Raw genomic sequence first — 16,374 nt, 5'->3', positions numbered from 1 at the left:
AGATATAGTCCAAGTCGTTTGGTTTAACTCAATTACGAATTGACTCTAACATATTTAGAATAAAAAAAAGGATGCCTTAATCAGGCACCCTTTTCTTCAATTCATTTCAGAAAAATCATTAACCCCAAGCTTTTTCCAAGATCGCTTTGAGATCTTTGAGATTGGCTTCTTTCGGGTTGTAGATAATTGAACCGTCATCAATGGCTTTCTTAGCAATCTCAGCAAGCTGCGATTTCTCAACTTTACCAGTCTCTTGCAAAGTGCGTGGCAGTTTGGTGCGATCATAAAGTGTATCGCGCATATTGCGGATCACCTGAATCGCTTTTAATGCCCGTTCTTTTGCAGGAGTCGCTGCGTAGACTTCTGCACCAGCAAGGTAGAGCAGCAAATCGGCAATACGATCACCATTGGTGTCGATGTTGTATTCAAGTACATATGGCAGGTACAGGCTCATCGCTAAACCATGTGGCAGATGTGCCACAGCGCCAGTTGCATGTCCGATGGAGTGGACAAGACCGACCATTGAATTTGAGAATGCAATACCGGCCATGGTTGATGCTTGAGCGAGTTCAAGGCGGCCATTGGCATCTTTAGGATTGTCGAGAACGAAAATCAGATTTTCGCTGATCTTCTTAATTGCGGCTGTGGCATAAGCATCACTGATCGGATTGTGCGCTAGGCAAGTGTAGGCTTCTACAGCGTGTGTCAATGCATCCATTGCGGTCATAGCGGTGATATGCGGTGGCAGCGTCTGAGTCATGCGTGGGTCAAGAACCGCGGCATTGGGCATCAGGTAATACGATGCGAAAGGCATTTTGATGCTTTTTTCAGTGTCCGAAATCACTGCAACTGCGGTGACTTCAGAGCCTGTACCGGCTGTAGTCGGCACAACGAAAAATGGTTTCAGTGGGCGTGGCAGATTGTGTGCGCCTGAGTATTTCAGCAGGTCATCGCCGCCTTCAGAGACGAGAATGTTCACGCCTTTACTGGTGTCAATGACTGAACCGCCACCAACGGCAATGATCGCATCGCAGTTGTTTTCACGGTACAGCTGCGCTGCTGCACGGACGGTTTGCAGACTGCTGTCTGGTGGCACTTCATCAAAAATGGCTGAAATGACGCTTTCGGCATCGATGAACGCGGCTTCAATGGGAACCAGCAGATTATTAACGCGTACGCCTTTATCAGTAATAATCATTGGGCGTTTGGCGCCCAAAGCGGCAAGTTCAAACGGAATATGTTCTAGTGCCATATGTCCTGCAACGACTTTGACAGGGCAGAAAAATTCGTAGTATGACTTTGACATGATTAACTCCGTTTAATGGTTTTGTTAGAGAGGGTCTGACTCAAGAGTTGCGCTGCTTTAGGCAGTAGCTCAGCATAGGAGCCAGCAACATTCAGGTAAATTTGAGCCGCTTTATTGAATTTTTCACCGATTCCAAGTTCGGTCGGGTAGCGCTTAACTGCTAGATCAGCTACAAGTTTAGGCAGGATCAATGCTTCTAATTGGTTGAGGCAGCGTACAAAGCGCGTTGCATAACCGGTATCACCATCGACAACCATACGGTCATTGGCGTAGGCTTGAGCCGTGCTTTCCTGAAAAGAGAATACGAGAAATGCATGACTTACATGTTTGAATTTGACGGAAAGATCGGGCTTTTGATCGCCTAAATCAACACGCTTCAGGGTCTTATCTTCTTGAACTTGGATCGTGAAGTTAGCGCCTTTAGGCAGAACGATCATTTGGATCGTAGTGCCAGCTTTAAAGCCTTCCAGCTCACCATGCAGTTCACCATCAATTTGACTCGCAGACACGAGTGCACGGGCAATCACATCCATCATTAAGCCAACATAGGCTTTTTGAGCTGAGGGGACAATACGTTGGGTCGTAGAGGATATTGGTGATGATTTCACAGACATTGACTCTCTCTAGCACTGGGCTAAGTTATGGGGCGAGCTACCATAGTTTTGGTTCCACTATCGTAACGTTGCTCATTTCTATAATGATTAATTATTGTTGCTACTGACTGCATTGGTACACAGTACGGATAGCGTCCTTGCAGTAGATGGTATCACCACAAGATCATAAATCGATAGCGGGCTAAAAGATATCAGATACTGCGTAGATCTGCATTATATGTCTGTGACTCATTGTTCTTAATCGTCCAAAGTTTCATTGCGGACGTCGCGGTTGCTCGCAAAAACAGCGATTAGGTCTGTTTTTTTACTTTTCAGTAGTGGGCAAGTCATGTTGAGCACGAAGAATTTGCTCTAACGCTTGGGCAACCTGAACAAAACTAGGGAAGGGCTTTTGGGGCGTTTGAGCTTGGAGCTGATCGATTAAACGGGTCATTGCTAGCCCTGCATATCCGCAAGGATTAATTTGACCAAACCCTGCAAGATCACAATCAATATTGAGTGACAGTCCATGGTAGCTTCGCCCATGTCTTATTTTAAAGCCTAGAGATCCAATCTTGGCTTCATCGACATACACACCCGGTGCGTCTTTTTTTGCGTAGGCATCGATATCGTAATGATTAAGAAGTTCAATCAAGGCGTTTTCGGTATTCGTCACCAACTGGCGCACATTCCACTTTAAACGATTCAGATCATAAAGCAGATAGCCAACCAGCTGCCCCTTGCCATGCCAAGTGACTTGACCACCGCGGTCAGATTGGATGATGGGCAGATTAAGCGGATTAAATAAGATATGTTCGGGTTTACCTGCTTGACCTTGTGTCAGCACATCCTGATGCTGGAGTAGCCAGACTTCATCAGGCGTATCTGCATCACGGTGTTCGGTCAGTTCACGCATATCCCGATAGGTCTCTGCATAATCAACGAGACCTTCAAAGTGGCGGATATGTAATGCGGGTATCGACATGGTATTCACTGACACGGTAAAAAAGTAAAAAGTGAAGCCTGATTTACAAGAACTTGCTCACCATGCTGCGCACATTGGTACGAGCATCAATCACGGTCATAAAGGTATAGGCACCGATGAATTTACGGCTAATAAACATAAATTCTTTAGGTGGGATGCTGAAGTAGCGCGAAGTCATCGAATTACCAGCCAGTTTCATAACGCGTGAATGCAGTAAGCTTTGCTTCCAGATATATTTACCTTCTGCATCAAAAACATTTGCAGGTGCATCGGGATTAACTTCTGGCGAGGTGAAGGGCTCGGTCGCCATCAGAAAAACATCGGCCATGCCCGGTTTGACTTCTGCAGGCATTTGATCAAAAAAGATATAACCTTGCATCGCGTCGATCATTTCCGCTTTGTTATGGTTATAACCCGCAATAATCAGGTTACGAGCAACTTTGAGCAGATTACTGTCAAAACCACGGATCGCACCAAAATCCAAGAGTATGGTCTTGTCTGGAATGTCTTTGCCATTGCCCAATCGTACGAGGTAATTACCAAAGTTTGGATCGGTCTGCATTTCCCCCCACTCAAACATCTCGCGTACGGCAATCTCAATCGATGCGGCACCGAGCTTATCGCGGCGTGACTGCGGCAGAGAGAGCATGACGGCACTGTTAATCGGGACACCTCGTTCAAAGGTCATGCACAGCACGCCATCGGTACAGTATTCGTGAATAATCTGAGGCACGATATAACGCGGATCATCTTTGAGGCGTTCATAGAAGCGCTCAGTAGTCGCCGCTTCCATTTGGTAGTTCACTTCGCGATGCATCATTTCACTGACTTCGCTAAACCATTCTTCAAACTCACGGGTTTGAGGAACCATGCGCGTCAGTTTGAGCATATTGCGGAACAAGCCTAAGTCTGAATCGATTGCCGCGGCTACACCCGGATATTGCACTTTGAGGACAATCTCGAGTCCGTCTGACTTGCGCACTGCGCGATGTACTTGTGCCAGTGAGGCGGTGCCTAGGGGTTCTTGATCGACATTCAGCTCATCGAGCTTACTACCGAGTTCGAGTTTGAGCTGTTGTTCGATAGCGGACCATGAGAGCGCCATCGTGTCATTGTTGAGCGTATGGAGTGCTTCGGTCACTTCTGGTGGCAGAAAGTGCTCGCCATAGAGCGCCATCATCTGTCCAATCTTCACGATTGAACCTTTCAGCTTGCCCATTTCTTGCACGAGATACTGAGCTTGTTCGCTCATGACTTTCTTACGCTTACGGTCTTTATCTGCTTCACTTGAAAACATCGTGCCAGCATTAACTGTGGCCCAACGTGAGCCAGCGCGAAGTGATGCTTTCGCTAAAGACATCCGTCTTTCAAAGGCACTGGTTTTCAGCTTGTCGAGGGTATGATGCTGTTTATGTTTATCACGAGTATTGGGGTTTGAGGCATCAGACATAAGCGTGGTTTATCCTGAATAAGAGCTATAACTAAATGAGGCTGCTCTTAAATTTAACAAGGTTATATTTTTTACTGATGGCACATCGGTGATTAGATAAACATCATGCCCGAATCGATCTAAGCCATCATAAGGGGAACGGATAGCTTATTCAATTGCTTCTCGGTGCAGATCGGATGAATAGAGGGTCAACTTGCACAAAATGCTCATAAATGAGCATTTTGTAGATCAACGATTTGAGTATCGGTGGTGGTGCGTAGGACTTGATTATGCGTTGCCTTGTTCACGGGCGATGGCGCGGTAGCCGATATCACGGCGATACTGCATGCCATCAAATGAAATCTGTGCAACACCTTCCAGCGCCAGTTTTTGCGCTTCAGCTACGGTATGACCCAAAGCGGTTACACAAAGAACACGACCGCCGCTCGTGACGGTTTTGCCATCTTTTTGTGTTGTTCCAGCATGGAAGACTTTAGCAGTCGGACTGACCGATTCTAAACCATGGATCACATCGCCTGTTTGAATCTCTGCAGGATAACCACCCGCCGCAAGCACGATACCGATTGCTGGGCGGCTGTCCCAGTCTGCATGGCTAGGAAGTTCGCCGGCAAGACCTGCTTCAACAAGTTCAACAAGTGACGACTGTAAGCGCATCATGATGGGCTGTGTTTCAGGGTCGCCAAAGCGGCAGTTGAACTCAATGACACGTGCTGTGCCGGTTGAGTCAATCATGAGGCCCGCATAGAGAAAACCCGTGTAAGGGTGACCATCAGCAGCCATACCATCTACGGTTGGGCGCATAATGTGCTGCATCACTTGCTGGAAAATTTCAGAGGTGACAACTGGGGCAGGGGAATAAGCACCCATGCCACCGGTGTTGGCACCGAGATCCTGTTCGAATATACGTTTATGATCTTGGCTGGTTGCCATCGGGAGAATGTTATAGCCATCGACCATACAGATGAAACTGGCTTCTTCACCATCTAGGAATTGTTCAATGACCACGCGTGAGCCTGCATCACCAAACTTATTGCCTGCCAGCATGTCATCAATGGCCTCATAAGCTTCTTCTACAGTCATTGCCACGATCACGCCTTTACCCGCAGCAAGTCCATCCGCTTTGATCACGATCGGTGCGCCGTTTTGATCAATATAAGCTTTGGCAGCCGCTACGTCGGTAAACACATCATAAAAAGCAGTCGGAATTTCATGACGTTTTAAAAAGTGTTTTGCAAAGGCTTTAGAGCCCTCCAGTTGCGCTGCAAATTGGGTCGGGCCCCAGATTTTAAGTGCAGCGGCGCGACAGGCATCAACAACACCATTCACAAGCGGAGCTTCTGGGCCGACGATGATTAAATCAATCGCATTGGCTTTGGCGAAGGCAATGATTGCATCATTGTCTAGGATGTTCAGGGCAACATTTTCACATTTGGCTTCAAGCGCGCTGCCGGCATTGCCGGGAGCAACAAAGATCTGGCTGACCGCTTCGTCTTGGGCACATTTCCATGCGAGCGCATGTTCACGACCGCCTGAACCGAGAATGAGAATGTTCATAGTGTTCCCTTAAAAGCTAATGAAATCGTTAAATCAAATGAAGTTGACATACCGCCAATCGGATGAAGAATAATCCCTCAACCTTTATACGTGAAATGTCGCGGCGTATTTTAGCATTAATATGTTTTTAAGGTGGTTTTATTGAAGATGCTTAAAAACAAAAACTCCCCCAAAAAGCAGGGGGAGTTTTCTAATGCTCACTCATCATTCATTAATGACGGAAGTGGCGCATACCGGTAAAGACCATGGCAATGTTGTGTTCATCGGCTGCAGCGATGACTTCATTATCACGCATAGAACCACCCGGCTGGATAATGCAAGAAATACCCACTTTCGCTGCGTTATCAATTCCGTCACGGAATGGGAAGAACGCATCGGAGGCCATGACAGCATTGTGGACATTAAGTCCCGCATGTTCTGCTTTAATCGCAGCAATACGTGCAGAGTTCACACGGCTCATTTGACCTGCACCGATACCAATGGTTTGGCGATCTTTAGCGTAAACGATAGCGTTAGACTTCACATACTTTGCCACTTTCCATGCAAAGATCAGGTCATGAATTTCGGCTTCGGTAGGCGCACGTTTACTGACGATTTTCAGGTCAGAATCTTTGATCATGCCCAAGTCTTGATCTTGAACCAGTAACCCGCCAGTGACCCGTTTGAAGTCCAACTGGCTGGTACGTGCACTGATATCTGGAAGTTGACCACAGGTCAGCACGCGGACATTTTGTTTCGCTGCAGTAATCTCTAACACACCCTCTTCTAAGCTAGGCGCAATGATCACTTCAACAAACTGACGCGCGACAATCGCCTGTGCCGTTGCAACATCCAACGGGCGATTGAAAGCGATAATTCCGCCAAATGCCGATTCAGGATCGGTCGCGTAGGCAAGGTTATACGCTTCTAAAATGCCGCCTAAAGAAACTGCGACACCACATGGGTTCGCGTGTTTAACGATGACGCAAGCTGGTTTTGCAAAAGATTTTACGCATTCTAAAGCTGCATCGGTATCAGCGATGTTGTTATAAGACAGTTCTTTGCCTTGCAATTGCTTTGACGTTGCAACGGATGCTTCACGTGCGCTTGGATCAATGTAGAACGCTGCTGATTGGTGCGGATTTTCGCCGTAGCGTAAGTCTTGCGCCTTAACCAATTGCAGATTAAACGTACGTGCAAAAGCATCGGGTTTTTGATCTTCAGTCTTGCCAACACGCGCACCAAGGTACTGGGCGATCATGCCATCATACTGTGCAGTATGTTCAAAGGCTTTTACCGCCAAGTCAAAGCGGGTTGCCTGAGACAGAGTCTGATTGGCTTTAAGCTCATCGATAACACGGCTATAGTCACTGCTATTTACAATGATGCCCACAGACGCGTGATTTTTTGCCGCTGCGCGAACCATGGTTGGACCACCGATATCGATATTTTCAATCGCATCTTCAAGTGAGCAATTTGGCTTGGCAACCGTTTGTGCAAAAGGGTAGAGGTTAACGATAACAAGATCAATCGGAGCGATGTCATGCGCTTGCATAACCGCTTCATCAATGCCACGACGAGCCAGAATACCACCATGAATTTTGGGGTGAAGAGTTTTAACCCGTCCATCCATCATTTCTGGGAAGCCAGTGTGTTCGGAGACTTCAACGACAGGAATATTATTTTCCTTTAGCAGCTTATATGTGCCACCTGTTGACAGGAGTTCGATATTGAGAGCGGATAGTTCACGGGCAAATTCAACGATGCCAGTTTTGTCAGAAACAGAAATCAGGGCGCGAGAGACAGTCATGATAGGCGTTTGGCTTGATAATAAAAAATGAAAAAGAATGTTTATTTAATGCAATTGCAATAAAGGCGGTGCACAGTCAGCGTATAGCGAAAATAAAACGATCGAACACTTGACACATCGCGGTTTGATCCAGTGCAAACGCAAACAACATAAACAATAAGGGCTGGAAAACCAGCCCTTACCGTACTTATAGATATTTTAACGCTTACTCGCTCATTAAGCCATGTGCTTTAAGTTTTTTGCGAAGCGTGCCGCGGTTCAATCCGAGGATTTCTGACGCGCGGGTTTGGTTACCACGAGTTTGTTCAAGTACAACAGATAAAAGTGGTTTTTCAATTTCAGCGAGAACCAAGTCGTACACTTGTACAGGTTCTGCGCCATCAAGTTGTTTAAAGTAATGACGAACAGCGCGTTCAACATGAAGGCGTAGTGCGACATCGGTAGGGTTGTTAAAATCAGGTGACTTGATATTCATGGGTAAAAATCCGAAGCGAAATCATATTCATACTGCAAGATGGGGGAAGTCATCGCAGTGAGTGCATAGGCACCGCAGAACACTAAAAAATTGAAAAGAACCACGCACTGCGCGGTCGGTTATCATAACATCCCCTGCTGACTAATGCAGCAGGCTTGATGCTTTTTTATGCAAAAATATTGCTGAATAATTCGTATATCTTCAACAATATTTCAGATGCGCAGAATTTCAGTGTATATACAGATGTCTAGCGAATAGGATCAAGCGCAAACACGGCAATGTTTTCCCGAGGAATTTTCAGGACGAATTGCACAGTGGTTGGCGTATGAGCGGGGAGTTTTGCTAAGGCCGTATAACCATTTGGTAAATATTCCGAAGGTTTCAAAACACGACCTGATTGTATTTTCCCATCTTTTAAGACGAGTAGTTGTAGAGCAGGGTAAGGCTGACTTTCGTCCGCATTATTGGTCATGACTGCAGTGAAACGCGTTGCCTCTTTAGGAGAGTCAGGGAAGTGACGGGCAATAACTTGGCTCATTTTAATTTTACTGACATCCACGAGCGGAACATCGCATCCGAGAGAGGCACAAACCTTATGCATGGTCGGATAATATTGGGGATCTGCGGCTAAACGATCAAAGTTGAAATAAATATACTGTGCGGCCAGTAACGCCAACAACAACAATGACAAGATTGCATTGCCAAAAAAAGCCGGAAAATTGATTTTAAAACGAAACTTCGGCTGATTTAAGCGCTCCATCACGCGATTACCCGGTTTAGTGGTCAAAGCCTGCTTCTTCTTTTGCTTGGAAGACAGGATGTTGATCTCTGGGGCAGCGTATTCGCGGCGATTGACAGTTGGGGAAGAAGGCACGCTATTTTTGTTTAAATAACTGACCAGATCATCATCATGAATGACGGAGTTCGGTCCACTGGCCAAGGCGACACTGCCTAAATGTAAAACTGAATCTTTAGCGATATGCATGTGATCGGAGTCATGCTCAATCGCTGAATCGTGAATGATCAACGACTCTGGGGTCAGCGCTTCACGCAGTGCATGGCTGGTATCAACCTCTGGAGCAGAGTTAGTTGCACTTAACCACAGATCATTAAACTCTTGCTCAAAAGTATGTGACATGGTTGGTGTGTTTGCTTCCGGTGGAGGGTCGATCTCGGCCACTGGTACGGTTGCAGCAATTTCAGATGCAGCAACAGCAGGCGTCTTGATTGATGGCGTGATGATTTCAGGAGCATGATCCGTGATAAGCGACTCATGACTTACGCGCTCAGCGTGAACCACCTCTTCATGCGCTACTGTGGGGGCTACAAAAGAGAGAGACTCAGAACCATCTTCTGCAATCGATGATTGTGCAGTAAGAGGTTTAGTCGATATAAATTCTACGGTTTGAGCATCTTCAGGCAGGGATTCCGCAGCGATAGATAACGGTTCACTCTTCATTTCAACGCTTTCAAATGAAGGCGTCTTTTCGATAGTTTCTGCAGCAACAGTTTCTGCAGTGACTGGTTCAGCGATGGGTGTCACTTGAGCAGCGGGTGTTTCCTCTAATGCAATTTTAGCTTCTTGCACGTGTTCAATAGGGGATTCTGCTGTGATTTGCGGTGTAGCTAGTTTTTCTTGTTCCGCGGCTAAAGCGTCTACAGCAATAGAGGCAACTGCTGGTTGTTCTACTTTGGGGGCTTGGTCGATGATCAGATGATCATCGGCTTTGAAGACTTGAAAGCATTTACCGCAACGGGTATATCCATTGCGGATTGAAAGCTGAGCGGCGCTCACAGCAAACATGCTGGAGCAATAAGGGCATCTGGTTTTTTGAGTGGTGTTCACGAGCCGGTCTTCCTAATTTTGATTTTATCCCATAAAAACAAACTAGAATTCGTGCCCAATCCATGATCACATTAACGCTCTAAAACCATCACCCCTATGATGATTATTTGTTAATTCTATGACCAGATAATCGGCACCAATTCTCTTCTCTAAACTCTTGCTCATTTAAATCGAACCAAGGTGCATAGGCCTCGCGGATCCCCTCAACTTGCTCCTCAATCAATCCCGCAAGGGCGATTTTTCCGTTGGGCAAGCTGTATTCCGCAAAAACTGGCGCGAGTTCCATGAGCGGTTTAGCTAGAATATTAGCGACGATAACATCACTTTGCAGGTTTGGAAACTGTTTGTTCAGTTCTTCTGGAAGACCGACCCAAATGTGAGACTCAGTACCGTTAATCGCAGCATTTTGGCGGGTTGCAAGCAGAGCTTGTGGGTCGATGTCGGTTGCATAAACCTGTTTTGCGCCGAGCAAAAGTGCAGCGACACCCAAGATGCCCGATCCACAGCCATAATCGATCACGACTTTATCTTTAAGATCAGTTTTGCCTAACCACTGCAGACAGAGGAAGGTGCTGGCATGGTTACCAGTGCCAAATGCCAGACCCGGATCGAGGATCAAGTTCACGGCATTAGGATCGGGTGGGGTGAGCCATTCAGGCACGATCCAGAAGTTTTCACCACATTGGATTGGCTCGTAATGATCCATCCATGAGCGCTCCCAGACTTGTTCTTCCAGATATTCATAGAAGGCGCGTACGGTTGGTGCTTGCGCTTGGACAAACGCAATGATTTGTTCTGGGTCTGTGGGTTCTGAATGGGTGTGCTCTAGGTCGATATTGAAAGAGTCAACGACTTCATTAAATAAGCCGGTCACAATGACTTGATCCCAAATCGGTGTTTCTCCGGGCAGTGGCTCAAGTAAAGGTTGATCTGCCGCATCATCTAAAATGACGCTGACCGCGCCCAGTGATTCGAGCAAAGTCTCAACCAATTGGACTTCATCTTTAGTCACTTCAAAACGTATTTGTAACCAGCGCATATTGTTTTCCTCATGGCCTGTATGCCATGTCATTAAATTTGAATGATCAGTAAAATTATCAGTAAATTAGTGTGTAGCGCCTTCAGGCAGGCTGGTCACGCGAAAGACGAGACATTTTAAATAGTCAGATTCGGTCATGCTGAGTAAGCGTGGGTGATCTGCTGCTGGATGCGCTTCATGCACCAACTGTACATGTTTGTTTTGACGACGTGCGACTTGCTGCACGATACGGATCAACTCATCACGCAGCAAGTGCAGTGAACATGACGCTGAAACCAGCAAGCCCCCTTCACTGACGCGCTGAATTGCACCTTCATTCAACAAGAAATACGCTTGGCGACCTTGTTCGAAATCACGGCGTTTTTGAATGAGTGCGGGTGGATCGAGCACCACAAGATCAAAGGTATCGGTGACCGGTTTCTTGAGATACTCAAACGCATCAGACTCAATAAACTTGACTTGAGTTAACTGATTTAAAGCCGCATTGGCAAGTACCGCTTCACCGGCTTTCCCAGAGCTATCCACACAGGTCACTTGCGTCGCACCATGAGCTGCCGCTTGAATACCCCAACCGCCGATATAGCTAAACACATCAAGCACACTGCGCCCAGCGGCACAGCCATTTAACCATTGGCGTCCGTCACGATGGTCGTAGAACCACCCTGTTTTTTGACCATCTAGCGGTGCCTTAAAGGCCACACCATTTTCAATCACATCTAATGCATCAATCTTGGCATCGCTAGGAACCGTCTCTACATATTCATCAAGCTGTTCCATCTGACGACCTTTGCCATCGTTTTTAAAGACGATGATGCTGTCTGCGCCGAAGACGTTTTGTAATGCAGTAACAAGTGCAGCCTTGGCTTGCTCAATCGCTTGTGTACCAATCTGGATCACGAACGTCTGTGCAAAACGATCAATGACGAGACCCGGTAGCAAGTCACCTTCACCAAATACAAGGCGATAGTAATCTTGTTTGAAGGTGATTTGTCTTAAACCCAGCGCTGTTTTTAAGCGGGTTTCAAAGAATGCAACATCTAACTCATCACGCGCAGCTGTATCCAAGATTCGTGCGCAAATCAGTGCTTGGCTGTTAAAGCTCGCAGTTGCCAGAAAGTTACCGCGATAATCTTCCAAGTGAACTAATGTGGATTTAATGGTCTTTAACGGAGTGGCATCCGTGTCGACTTCATTGGAATAAACCCAAAGATGACCGTCGCGCAGGCGTTGTTGATCGCGTTTCTTGATGCGGAGGCGTGGCGTGGTCATGGTATCTATCCTAAATGTACTAGTTGCCTAGCATGTTCTAAAAGTGCCGCAGAGTGCAGTGCTATTTAAGTGATCACTGCGCGGCTTAAAATTCAATGTTGAAATAGGGATGCAAAATAGCTTTTTTAATCAGATAGCGCTAACGATACTCAATATAAAAGTCATGCTTGATATAAGAGAAGGCAGTGCCATAGGCCCTGCCTCAATCATACTTAGAAAAACGTACGCTGATTAAATATCTCCGTCCATTTGCTTCTGACGCATACGATAGCGTGCTTTTTGTGCTTCGCTGGTTTGGTCAAAGCAATGCGGGCAACTGACGCCGCGCTCAAACTTAACCGATTGCAGCTCATGGCGTTTTAGTGGCCAGCCACAGCCAAAGCACATCGCGCTTTCGCCTTCTTCCACACCATGACCCACACCAACACGTCCATCAAATACAAAGCATTCACCTTTCCAGAGGCTTTTTTCTTCTGGAATGGTATTGAGGTAATTCAGAATACCGCCTTTAAGGTGATAAACCTCTTCGAAGCCCTGTTGTAAGAGCAAGCTTGTTGATTTTTCACAACGAATCCCGCCCGTACAGAACATGGCAATTTTCTTGTGCTTTGCATCGGCAAGTTGCTCATCTACAAATGCAGGGAACTCTCGAAAGGTCTCGGTATTGGGATCGATCGCATTTTTAAAGGTGCCTGCCGCATATTCATAACGGTTACGGGTGTCGATCACCAGTACGTCTTCTTGCTGAATGAAGTCATGCCACGCTTCAGGTTCCAGATAGTGCCCGACCTGCGCGAGCGGCTCAACATCCACACCTAGGGTGACGATTTCTTCTTTAAACTTGACCTTCATGCGTTTAAACGGTTTTTCACGGCTGAAGGATTCTTTGTATTCCATGCGATCAAAGCCTTCATTGATCAGCACTTGGTGTAGCTCATCAATCGCAGCACGACTGCCAGCAACCGTACCATTGATCCCTTCACTGGCGACGATCAGCGTCCCACGCAATTGCAAGTGCGTGCTGAGTTCATCCAAGCGATTACGCAAATCAGCAGGGAAGGAGACAGGGTGAAACTGGTATAATGCAGCGATCACCCATTCTTTGGTGTTGTCGGTTTGATCCTGCTGGATGGTATCGTCAGTCATCTCGTCTGATGGGCTGTGTAAATGTACAGATTCGTTCATGGGGCAAATAGCTCTTCGTGAAACGCTTAAGTCTTAGTCAAGCGCACATAGATGAATTCGGGGTGCGCTATTCTAATCCTTTATGCGGCGTTTGATAATGGTTGAAATGCACGCATTGATGAATAGATGGTGTTTAATCTTGATCTGGATCATATTTGGCACTACATAAAGCGTGATTGTGGGTGGTTTTGTTGTCTTGAGTAGTTTTGATGATCAATTTAAGGTGGGTGTTTTGAGCGGTTTGAACGATTCGATTAAAGGTGTACAACTTCACGACTCTCTGACGCCTTGTGCAGGGAAGTGCTCCACTGTGTTTGGTGATCATGTCTGCCGGGGGTGTCGTCGTTTTAGTTATGAGGTAATCGAGTGGAATCGCTACACGGGAGAGCAAAAGCTCCTCATCTGGCAGCGCTTGGATGAACAGCTTGATCGCATTGTATTACCGCTGATTCCCGATGCTAATTTGATACAGGTCGATGAGTTCCTTGCATCCAGACAAGTCCGCCTTCTGCCCAGCGGATCTGCAGGGCGTCATGTCTATGAAGCACTGCGCGCATGTCAGCGCAATCGTGAACTATTACCTCAGTCCGGTTTAAATATCGCCACCGAGCAATTCGATGCGATATGGCAGCAGGTCGATAGTCGTTTATATACTTTGGCGGTCGCTAATTTTGAATTTGCGTGGTTACGCGCGGCCAATTTCGGTGTTTAAAACGCAGAAGTTTAGTTTTTAAACTGAGTTGAGGTTAAATTTTTCATCCAGCGATCATGCTGAAATGATCGGTTGGTGTGCGTAACTGTATCAAATATATACAAATCATTGCGTAATCGGCTCAAAAGCAGCAGCATTGGCGACAAAGTATACGGTCGAACGATTTAATATTAAAAACTGCTTGACCGAGTAGGTTCATATCCCTAAAATGCCGCCTACCGAAACGAAACATTCCCTGATAGCTCAGTCGGTAGAGCAATGGACTGTTAATCCATGTGTCCCTGGTTCGAGCCCAGGTCAGGGAGCCATATTTAAGCTCCAAAATAATCAAGCCCTTACATATTCTGTAAGGGCTTTTTTATTGGGTGAGTCACGAGTATTTGTGAAAGTCTTTTTTCCTTAATACCTTCTTACGTTTTGCGAGTGTTGTTGTACTTGTCGCAATAAGCTGGAAAGTCACTGCGTGGGTAAGTCGTTTTAATGCGCTGGGAGAAAAAATGAACATTCAGCTAAATGCTTGTCAAATATAGGTTCATTACCCTGTATAATGTGCCCAGACGTACCGATCCCTGATAGCTCAGTCGGTAGAGCAATGGACTGTTAATCCATGTGTCCCTGGTTCGAGCCCAGGTCAGGGAGCCATATTTTGCTTAGCTACGGTTTGCCGTAGAACAGAAACCCCTTAGTCGGAAGACTTTGGGGTTTTTTTGTCTAGATCTCTACATCGACAGGCTTATGCTGATTAGGGCTATTCTAAGAACTTGAAATGTGATCTGTGACATTCAGGCCAGCACCCATAAAGTGGATCATGGCGACATAACCTGCTGCGGCAACAATCGCAAGAATAATAGCGCCTATCATGGAGGTGCCAAGGATATATTTAAACGATAGCAAATATGCCAAGGGTGCAAGAATAAGCGCAAAAGCACCTGTTATGAATGCACTAAAGATAGCGCCTATCGTTCCGATCAGTAAAGAAAATATAGCTCGCACTAATGATGGGTTCTCCGCACCAACGAATCGCGCTGCTAGCCATATGGGTGCTGAGAATACAATAATAAAACCTAGTTCAATTGCAAATGCAGGTAAGCCTGAAATAGAAATGTTCATAATGTGTGTTTCTTTAGACAATAAGAAAATCAAATTTTGATGTTGAAGACTCTACATTACCGAAATTGAAGTTTGTTAATTTATTATGAGTTTTTTTAATCCATTTTGAATGTACCAATAGCATTTCACTGATGATTTTGACCAGACTGGACGGATGCTAGCCAAACGCGGATATCTTCTTTAATAATTTTAAAGGATTGCTCACTTAAAGGGACTGCCAAATGACCGATCAACAAGCCACTGAACCTTTTGAAGTCAAACTGAACCCTGAGCCGATCAGCAGTACTGCTGACGGTAAAGCTCTAGGGCGGATGTCACTGGATAAGGCATTTCATGGGGATTTGAAAACAACCAGTCAGAGCGAAATCGTTGCACCCATTTTGTCCCAACGCTGGAATGACTAAAATATAAAGGACTCGGATTATATAAAAAGGGCGCGAGTTTGCTTATTATAAACAATGAATTAATAACATGATAAATCCCCCATGCTGACATAACACCTGATAGGTATCGGTGGTGCTGATGGCGGAAATCAGATGAGAATTTCTATGATAAGCAAGAGAAGCACCCCCTTCTGTATTTTGTTGCTGGTTATCAGTTCGATAGCCTATGCGGACGACTCAATGAATGTATTATTTGCTCAGATCGGGCAGGCCTACAATGCTGATTATCAGCAGAAAGATATTCAAAAATCATTGCGATTCAAGGATAAAATCGAAAAAGAGCGTCTTGAAATAGAACGTAATAATAATGCGTCTACTAACGCCGAAAGCCAGAAAAATGATGGTTCGGGCGTATTTGCAAGAGATAACTATCGAATCCTGCCGACCAGTTGTGAAAAGCCGCAGCAGAATGGCGAATTTACCTGCTATATGAGTAATGGAAATTACTATCAGGTCACCAAACTACCTAATGGCTATAGCTGGAAAGGTTTTAATGATGTGCAGAAAACTCAATGGAGTGGAGTGAGCGCAGTACAGGGTGCGAGTGCGACCTATAGTGGGGTAGATGCAGCTGGACAACCGTTTCGCAAAATTTGTAGCGCATCCGCTTGCCTGTGA

The 16,374-nt window shown here is 45.9% G+C and carries 15 protein-coding genes and 2 tRNA genes; 5 read left to right on the top strand and 12 right to left on the bottom strand.

Features of this window, described 5'->3' with window-relative positions:
• Window positions 1-118: 118 nt before the first annotated feature.
• The 11 genes from HYN46_RS09195 to trhO all read right to left on the bottom strand — a co-directional run bounded on the left by HYN46_RS09195 (window position 119) and on the right by trhO (window position 13,452).
• Window positions 119-1,306, bottom strand: a complete 1,188-nt coding sequence (locus tag HYN46_RS09195) for an iron-containing alcohol dehydrogenase (RefSeq protein WP_114899107.1) — start codon at window positions 1,304-1,306, stop codon at window positions 119-121.
• 2 nt (window positions 1,307-1,308) lie between these two features.
• Window positions 1,309-1,920 (bottom strand): SCP2 sterol-binding domain-containing protein, encoded by a 612-nt coding sequence (locus HYN46_RS09190; RefSeq protein ID WP_114899106.1) that lies wholly within the window; start codon window positions 1,918-1,920, stop codon window positions 1,309-1,311.
• A 304-nt stretch (window positions 1,921-2,224) separates the two neighbouring features.
• Window positions 2,225-2,884 carry a lipoyl(octanoyl) transferase LipB gene (lipB, locus tag HYN46_RS09185; protein WP_114899105.1) on the bottom strand — a complete coding sequence of 220 codons (660 nt, stop codon included), beginning with the start codon at window positions 2,882-2,884 and terminating at the stop codon, window positions 2,225-2,227.
• A 43-nt stretch (window positions 2,885-2,927) separates the two neighbouring features.
• Window positions 2,928-4,334: an ABC1 kinase family protein gene (locus HYN46_RS09180; protein ID WP_114899104.1), complete on the bottom strand. Its 1,407-nt coding sequence runs from the start codon at window positions 4,332-4,334 to the stop codon at window positions 2,928-2,930.
• A 267-nt stretch (window positions 4,335-4,601) separates the two neighbouring features.
• Window positions 4,602-5,888 carry a phosphoribosylamine--glycine ligase gene (purD, locus tag HYN46_RS09175; RefSeq protein WP_114899103.1) on the bottom strand — a complete coding sequence of 429 codons (1,287 nt, stop codon included), beginning with the start codon at window positions 5,886-5,888 and terminating at the stop codon, window positions 4,602-4,604.
• A gap of 211 nt (window positions 5,889-6,099) precedes the next feature.
• A complete protein-coding gene (gene purH, locus HYN46_RS09170; RefSeq protein WP_114899102.1) occupies window positions 6,100-7,677 on the bottom strand; it encodes a bifunctional phosphoribosylaminoimidazolecarboxamide formyltransferase/IMP cyclohydrolase in 1,578 nt (525 codons plus the stop codon).
• 205 nt (window positions 7,678-7,882) lie between these two features.
• Window positions 7,883-8,152 carry a DNA-binding transcriptional regulator Fis gene (fis, locus tag HYN46_RS09165; protein ID WP_114899101.1) on the bottom strand — a complete coding sequence of 90 codons (270 nt, stop codon included), beginning with the start codon at window positions 8,150-8,152 and terminating at the stop codon, window positions 7,883-7,885.
• A 247-nt stretch (window positions 8,153-8,399) separates the two neighbouring features.
• Window positions 8,400-9,998 carry a zinc-ribbon and DUF3426 domain-containing protein gene (locus HYN46_RS09160; RefSeq protein WP_162818139.1) on the bottom strand — a complete coding sequence of 533 codons (1,599 nt, stop codon included), beginning with the start codon at window positions 9,996-9,998 and terminating at the stop codon, window positions 8,400-8,402.
• Window positions 9,999-10,101: 103 nt separating this feature from the next.
• Complete coding sequence (gene prmA, locus HYN46_RS09155) at window positions 10,102-11,037, bottom strand: 50S ribosomal protein L11 methyltransferase (protein WP_114899100.1); 936 nt, start codon at window positions 11,035-11,037, stop codon at window positions 10,102-10,104.
• A 66-nt stretch (window positions 11,038-11,103) separates the two neighbouring features.
• Complete coding sequence (locus tag HYN46_RS09150) at window positions 11,104-12,306, bottom strand: class I SAM-dependent rRNA methyltransferase (RefSeq protein ID WP_114899099.1); 1,203 nt, start codon at window positions 12,304-12,306, stop codon at window positions 11,104-11,106.
• Window positions 12,307-12,537: 231 nt separating this feature from the next.
• On the bottom strand, window positions 12,538-13,452 hold the full coding sequence (gene trhO / locus HYN46_RS09145) for an oxygen-dependent tRNA uridine(34) hydroxylase TrhO (protein ID WP_407640799.1): 915 nt from the start codon (window positions 13,450-13,452) through the stop codon (window positions 12,538-12,540).
• Window positions 13,453-13,744: 292 nt separating this feature from the next.
• On the opposite strand from trhO, the gene HYN46_RS09140 reads away from it, so the two are divergent.
• The 3 genes from HYN46_RS09140 to HYN46_RS09130 all read left to right on the top strand — a co-directional run bounded on the left by HYN46_RS09140 (window position 13,745) and on the right by HYN46_RS09130 (window position 14,845).
• A complete protein-coding gene (locus HYN46_RS09140) occupies window positions 13,745-14,203 on the top strand; it encodes a DUF1289 domain-containing protein (protein WP_114900697.1) in 459 nt (152 codons plus the stop codon).
• A gap of 232 nt (window positions 14,204-14,435) precedes the next feature.
• Window positions 14,436-14,511: transfer RNA gene (locus tag HYN46_RS09135), tRNA-Asn, on the top strand.
• Between the two features lie 258 nt (window positions 14,512-14,769).
• Window positions 14,770-14,845: transfer RNA gene (locus tag HYN46_RS09130), tRNA-Asn, on the top strand.
• A gap of 111 nt (window positions 14,846-14,956) precedes the next feature.
• Here the strand turns inward: HYN46_RS09130 and HYN46_RS09125 are convergent.
• Window positions 14,957-15,313, bottom strand: a complete 357-nt coding sequence (locus HYN46_RS09125; RefSeq protein WP_114899097.1) for a hypothetical protein — start codon at window positions 15,311-15,313, stop codon at window positions 14,957-14,959.
• Window positions 15,314-15,534: 221 nt separating this feature from the next.
• Here HYN46_RS09125 and HYN46_RS09120 point away from each other — a divergent pair, with 221 nt between their 5' ends.
• Window positions 15,535-15,717 (top strand): DUF3224 domain-containing protein, encoded by a 183-nt coding sequence (locus tag HYN46_RS09120; protein ID WP_114899096.1) that lies wholly within the window; start codon window positions 15,535-15,537, stop codon window positions 15,715-15,717.
• Between the two features lie 219 nt (window positions 15,718-15,936).
• Complete coding sequence (locus HYN46_RS09115) at window positions 15,937-16,374, top strand: hypothetical protein (RefSeq protein WP_114899095.1); 438 nt, start codon at window positions 15,937-15,939, stop codon at window positions 16,372-16,374.

Origin of the sequence: Aquirhabdus parva, assembly GCF_003351745.1 — a bacterium.
GTDB lineage: Bacteria > Pseudomonadota > Gammaproteobacteria > Pseudomonadales > Moraxellaceae > Aquirhabdus > Aquirhabdus parva.
The sequence above is the reverse complement of the archived record's forward strand: the minus strand, read 5'-3'. Positions and strand labels throughout refer to the sequence as shown.

What these genes read in the sequence shown, in the direction of transcription:
- HYN46_RS09195 (WP_114899107.1), bottom strand. Translation starts at nt 1,306, where the DNA reads ATGTCAAAGTCATACTACGAATTTTTCTGCCCTGTCAAAGTCGTTGCA.
- HYN46_RS09120 (WP_114899096.1), top strand. Translation starts at nt 15,535, where the DNA reads ATGACCGATCAACAAGCCACTGAACCTTTTGAAGTCAAACTGAACCCT.
- purH (WP_114899102.1), bottom strand. Translation starts at nt 7,677, where the DNA reads ATGACTGTCTCTCGCGCCCTGATTTCTGTTTCTGACAAAACTGGCATC.
- HYN46_RS09190 (WP_114899106.1), bottom strand. Translation starts at nt 1,920, where the DNA reads ATGTCTGTGAAATCATCACCAATATCCTCTACGACCCAACGTATTGTC.
- prmA (WP_114899100.1), bottom strand. Translation starts at nt 11,037, where the DNA reads ATGCGCTGGTTACAAATACGTTTTGAAGTGACTAAAGATGAAGTCCAA.
- HYN46_RS09115 (WP_114899095.1), top strand. Translation starts at nt 15,937, where the DNA reads ATGAATGTATTATTTGCTCAGATCGGGCAGGCCTACAATGCTGATTAT.
- HYN46_RS09125 (WP_114899097.1), bottom strand. Translation starts at nt 15,313, where the DNA reads ATGAACATTTCTATTTCAGGCTTACCTGCATTTGCAATTGAACTAGGT.
- trhO (WP_407640799.1), bottom strand. Translation starts at nt 13,452, where the DNA reads ATGACTGACGATACCATCCAGCAGGATCAAACCGACAACACCAAAGAA.
- HYN46_RS09150 (WP_114899099.1), bottom strand. Translation starts at nt 12,306, where the DNA reads ATGACCACGCCACGCCTCCGCATCAAGAAACGCGATCAACAACGCCTG.
- purD (WP_114899103.1), bottom strand. Translation starts at nt 5,888, where the DNA reads ATGAACATTCTCATTCTCGGTTCAGGCGGTCGTGAACATGCGCTCGCA.
- fis (WP_114899101.1), bottom strand. Translation starts at nt 8,152, where the DNA reads ATGAATATCAAGTCACCTGATTTTAACAACCCTACCGATGTCGCACTA.
- HYN46_RS09180 (WP_114899104.1), bottom strand. Translation starts at nt 4,334, where the DNA reads ATGTCTGATGCCTCAAACCCCAATACTCGTGATAAACATAAACAGCAT.
- lipB (WP_114899105.1), bottom strand. Translation starts at nt 2,884, where the DNA reads ATGTCGATACCCGCATTACATATCCGCCACTTTGAAGGTCTCGTTGAT.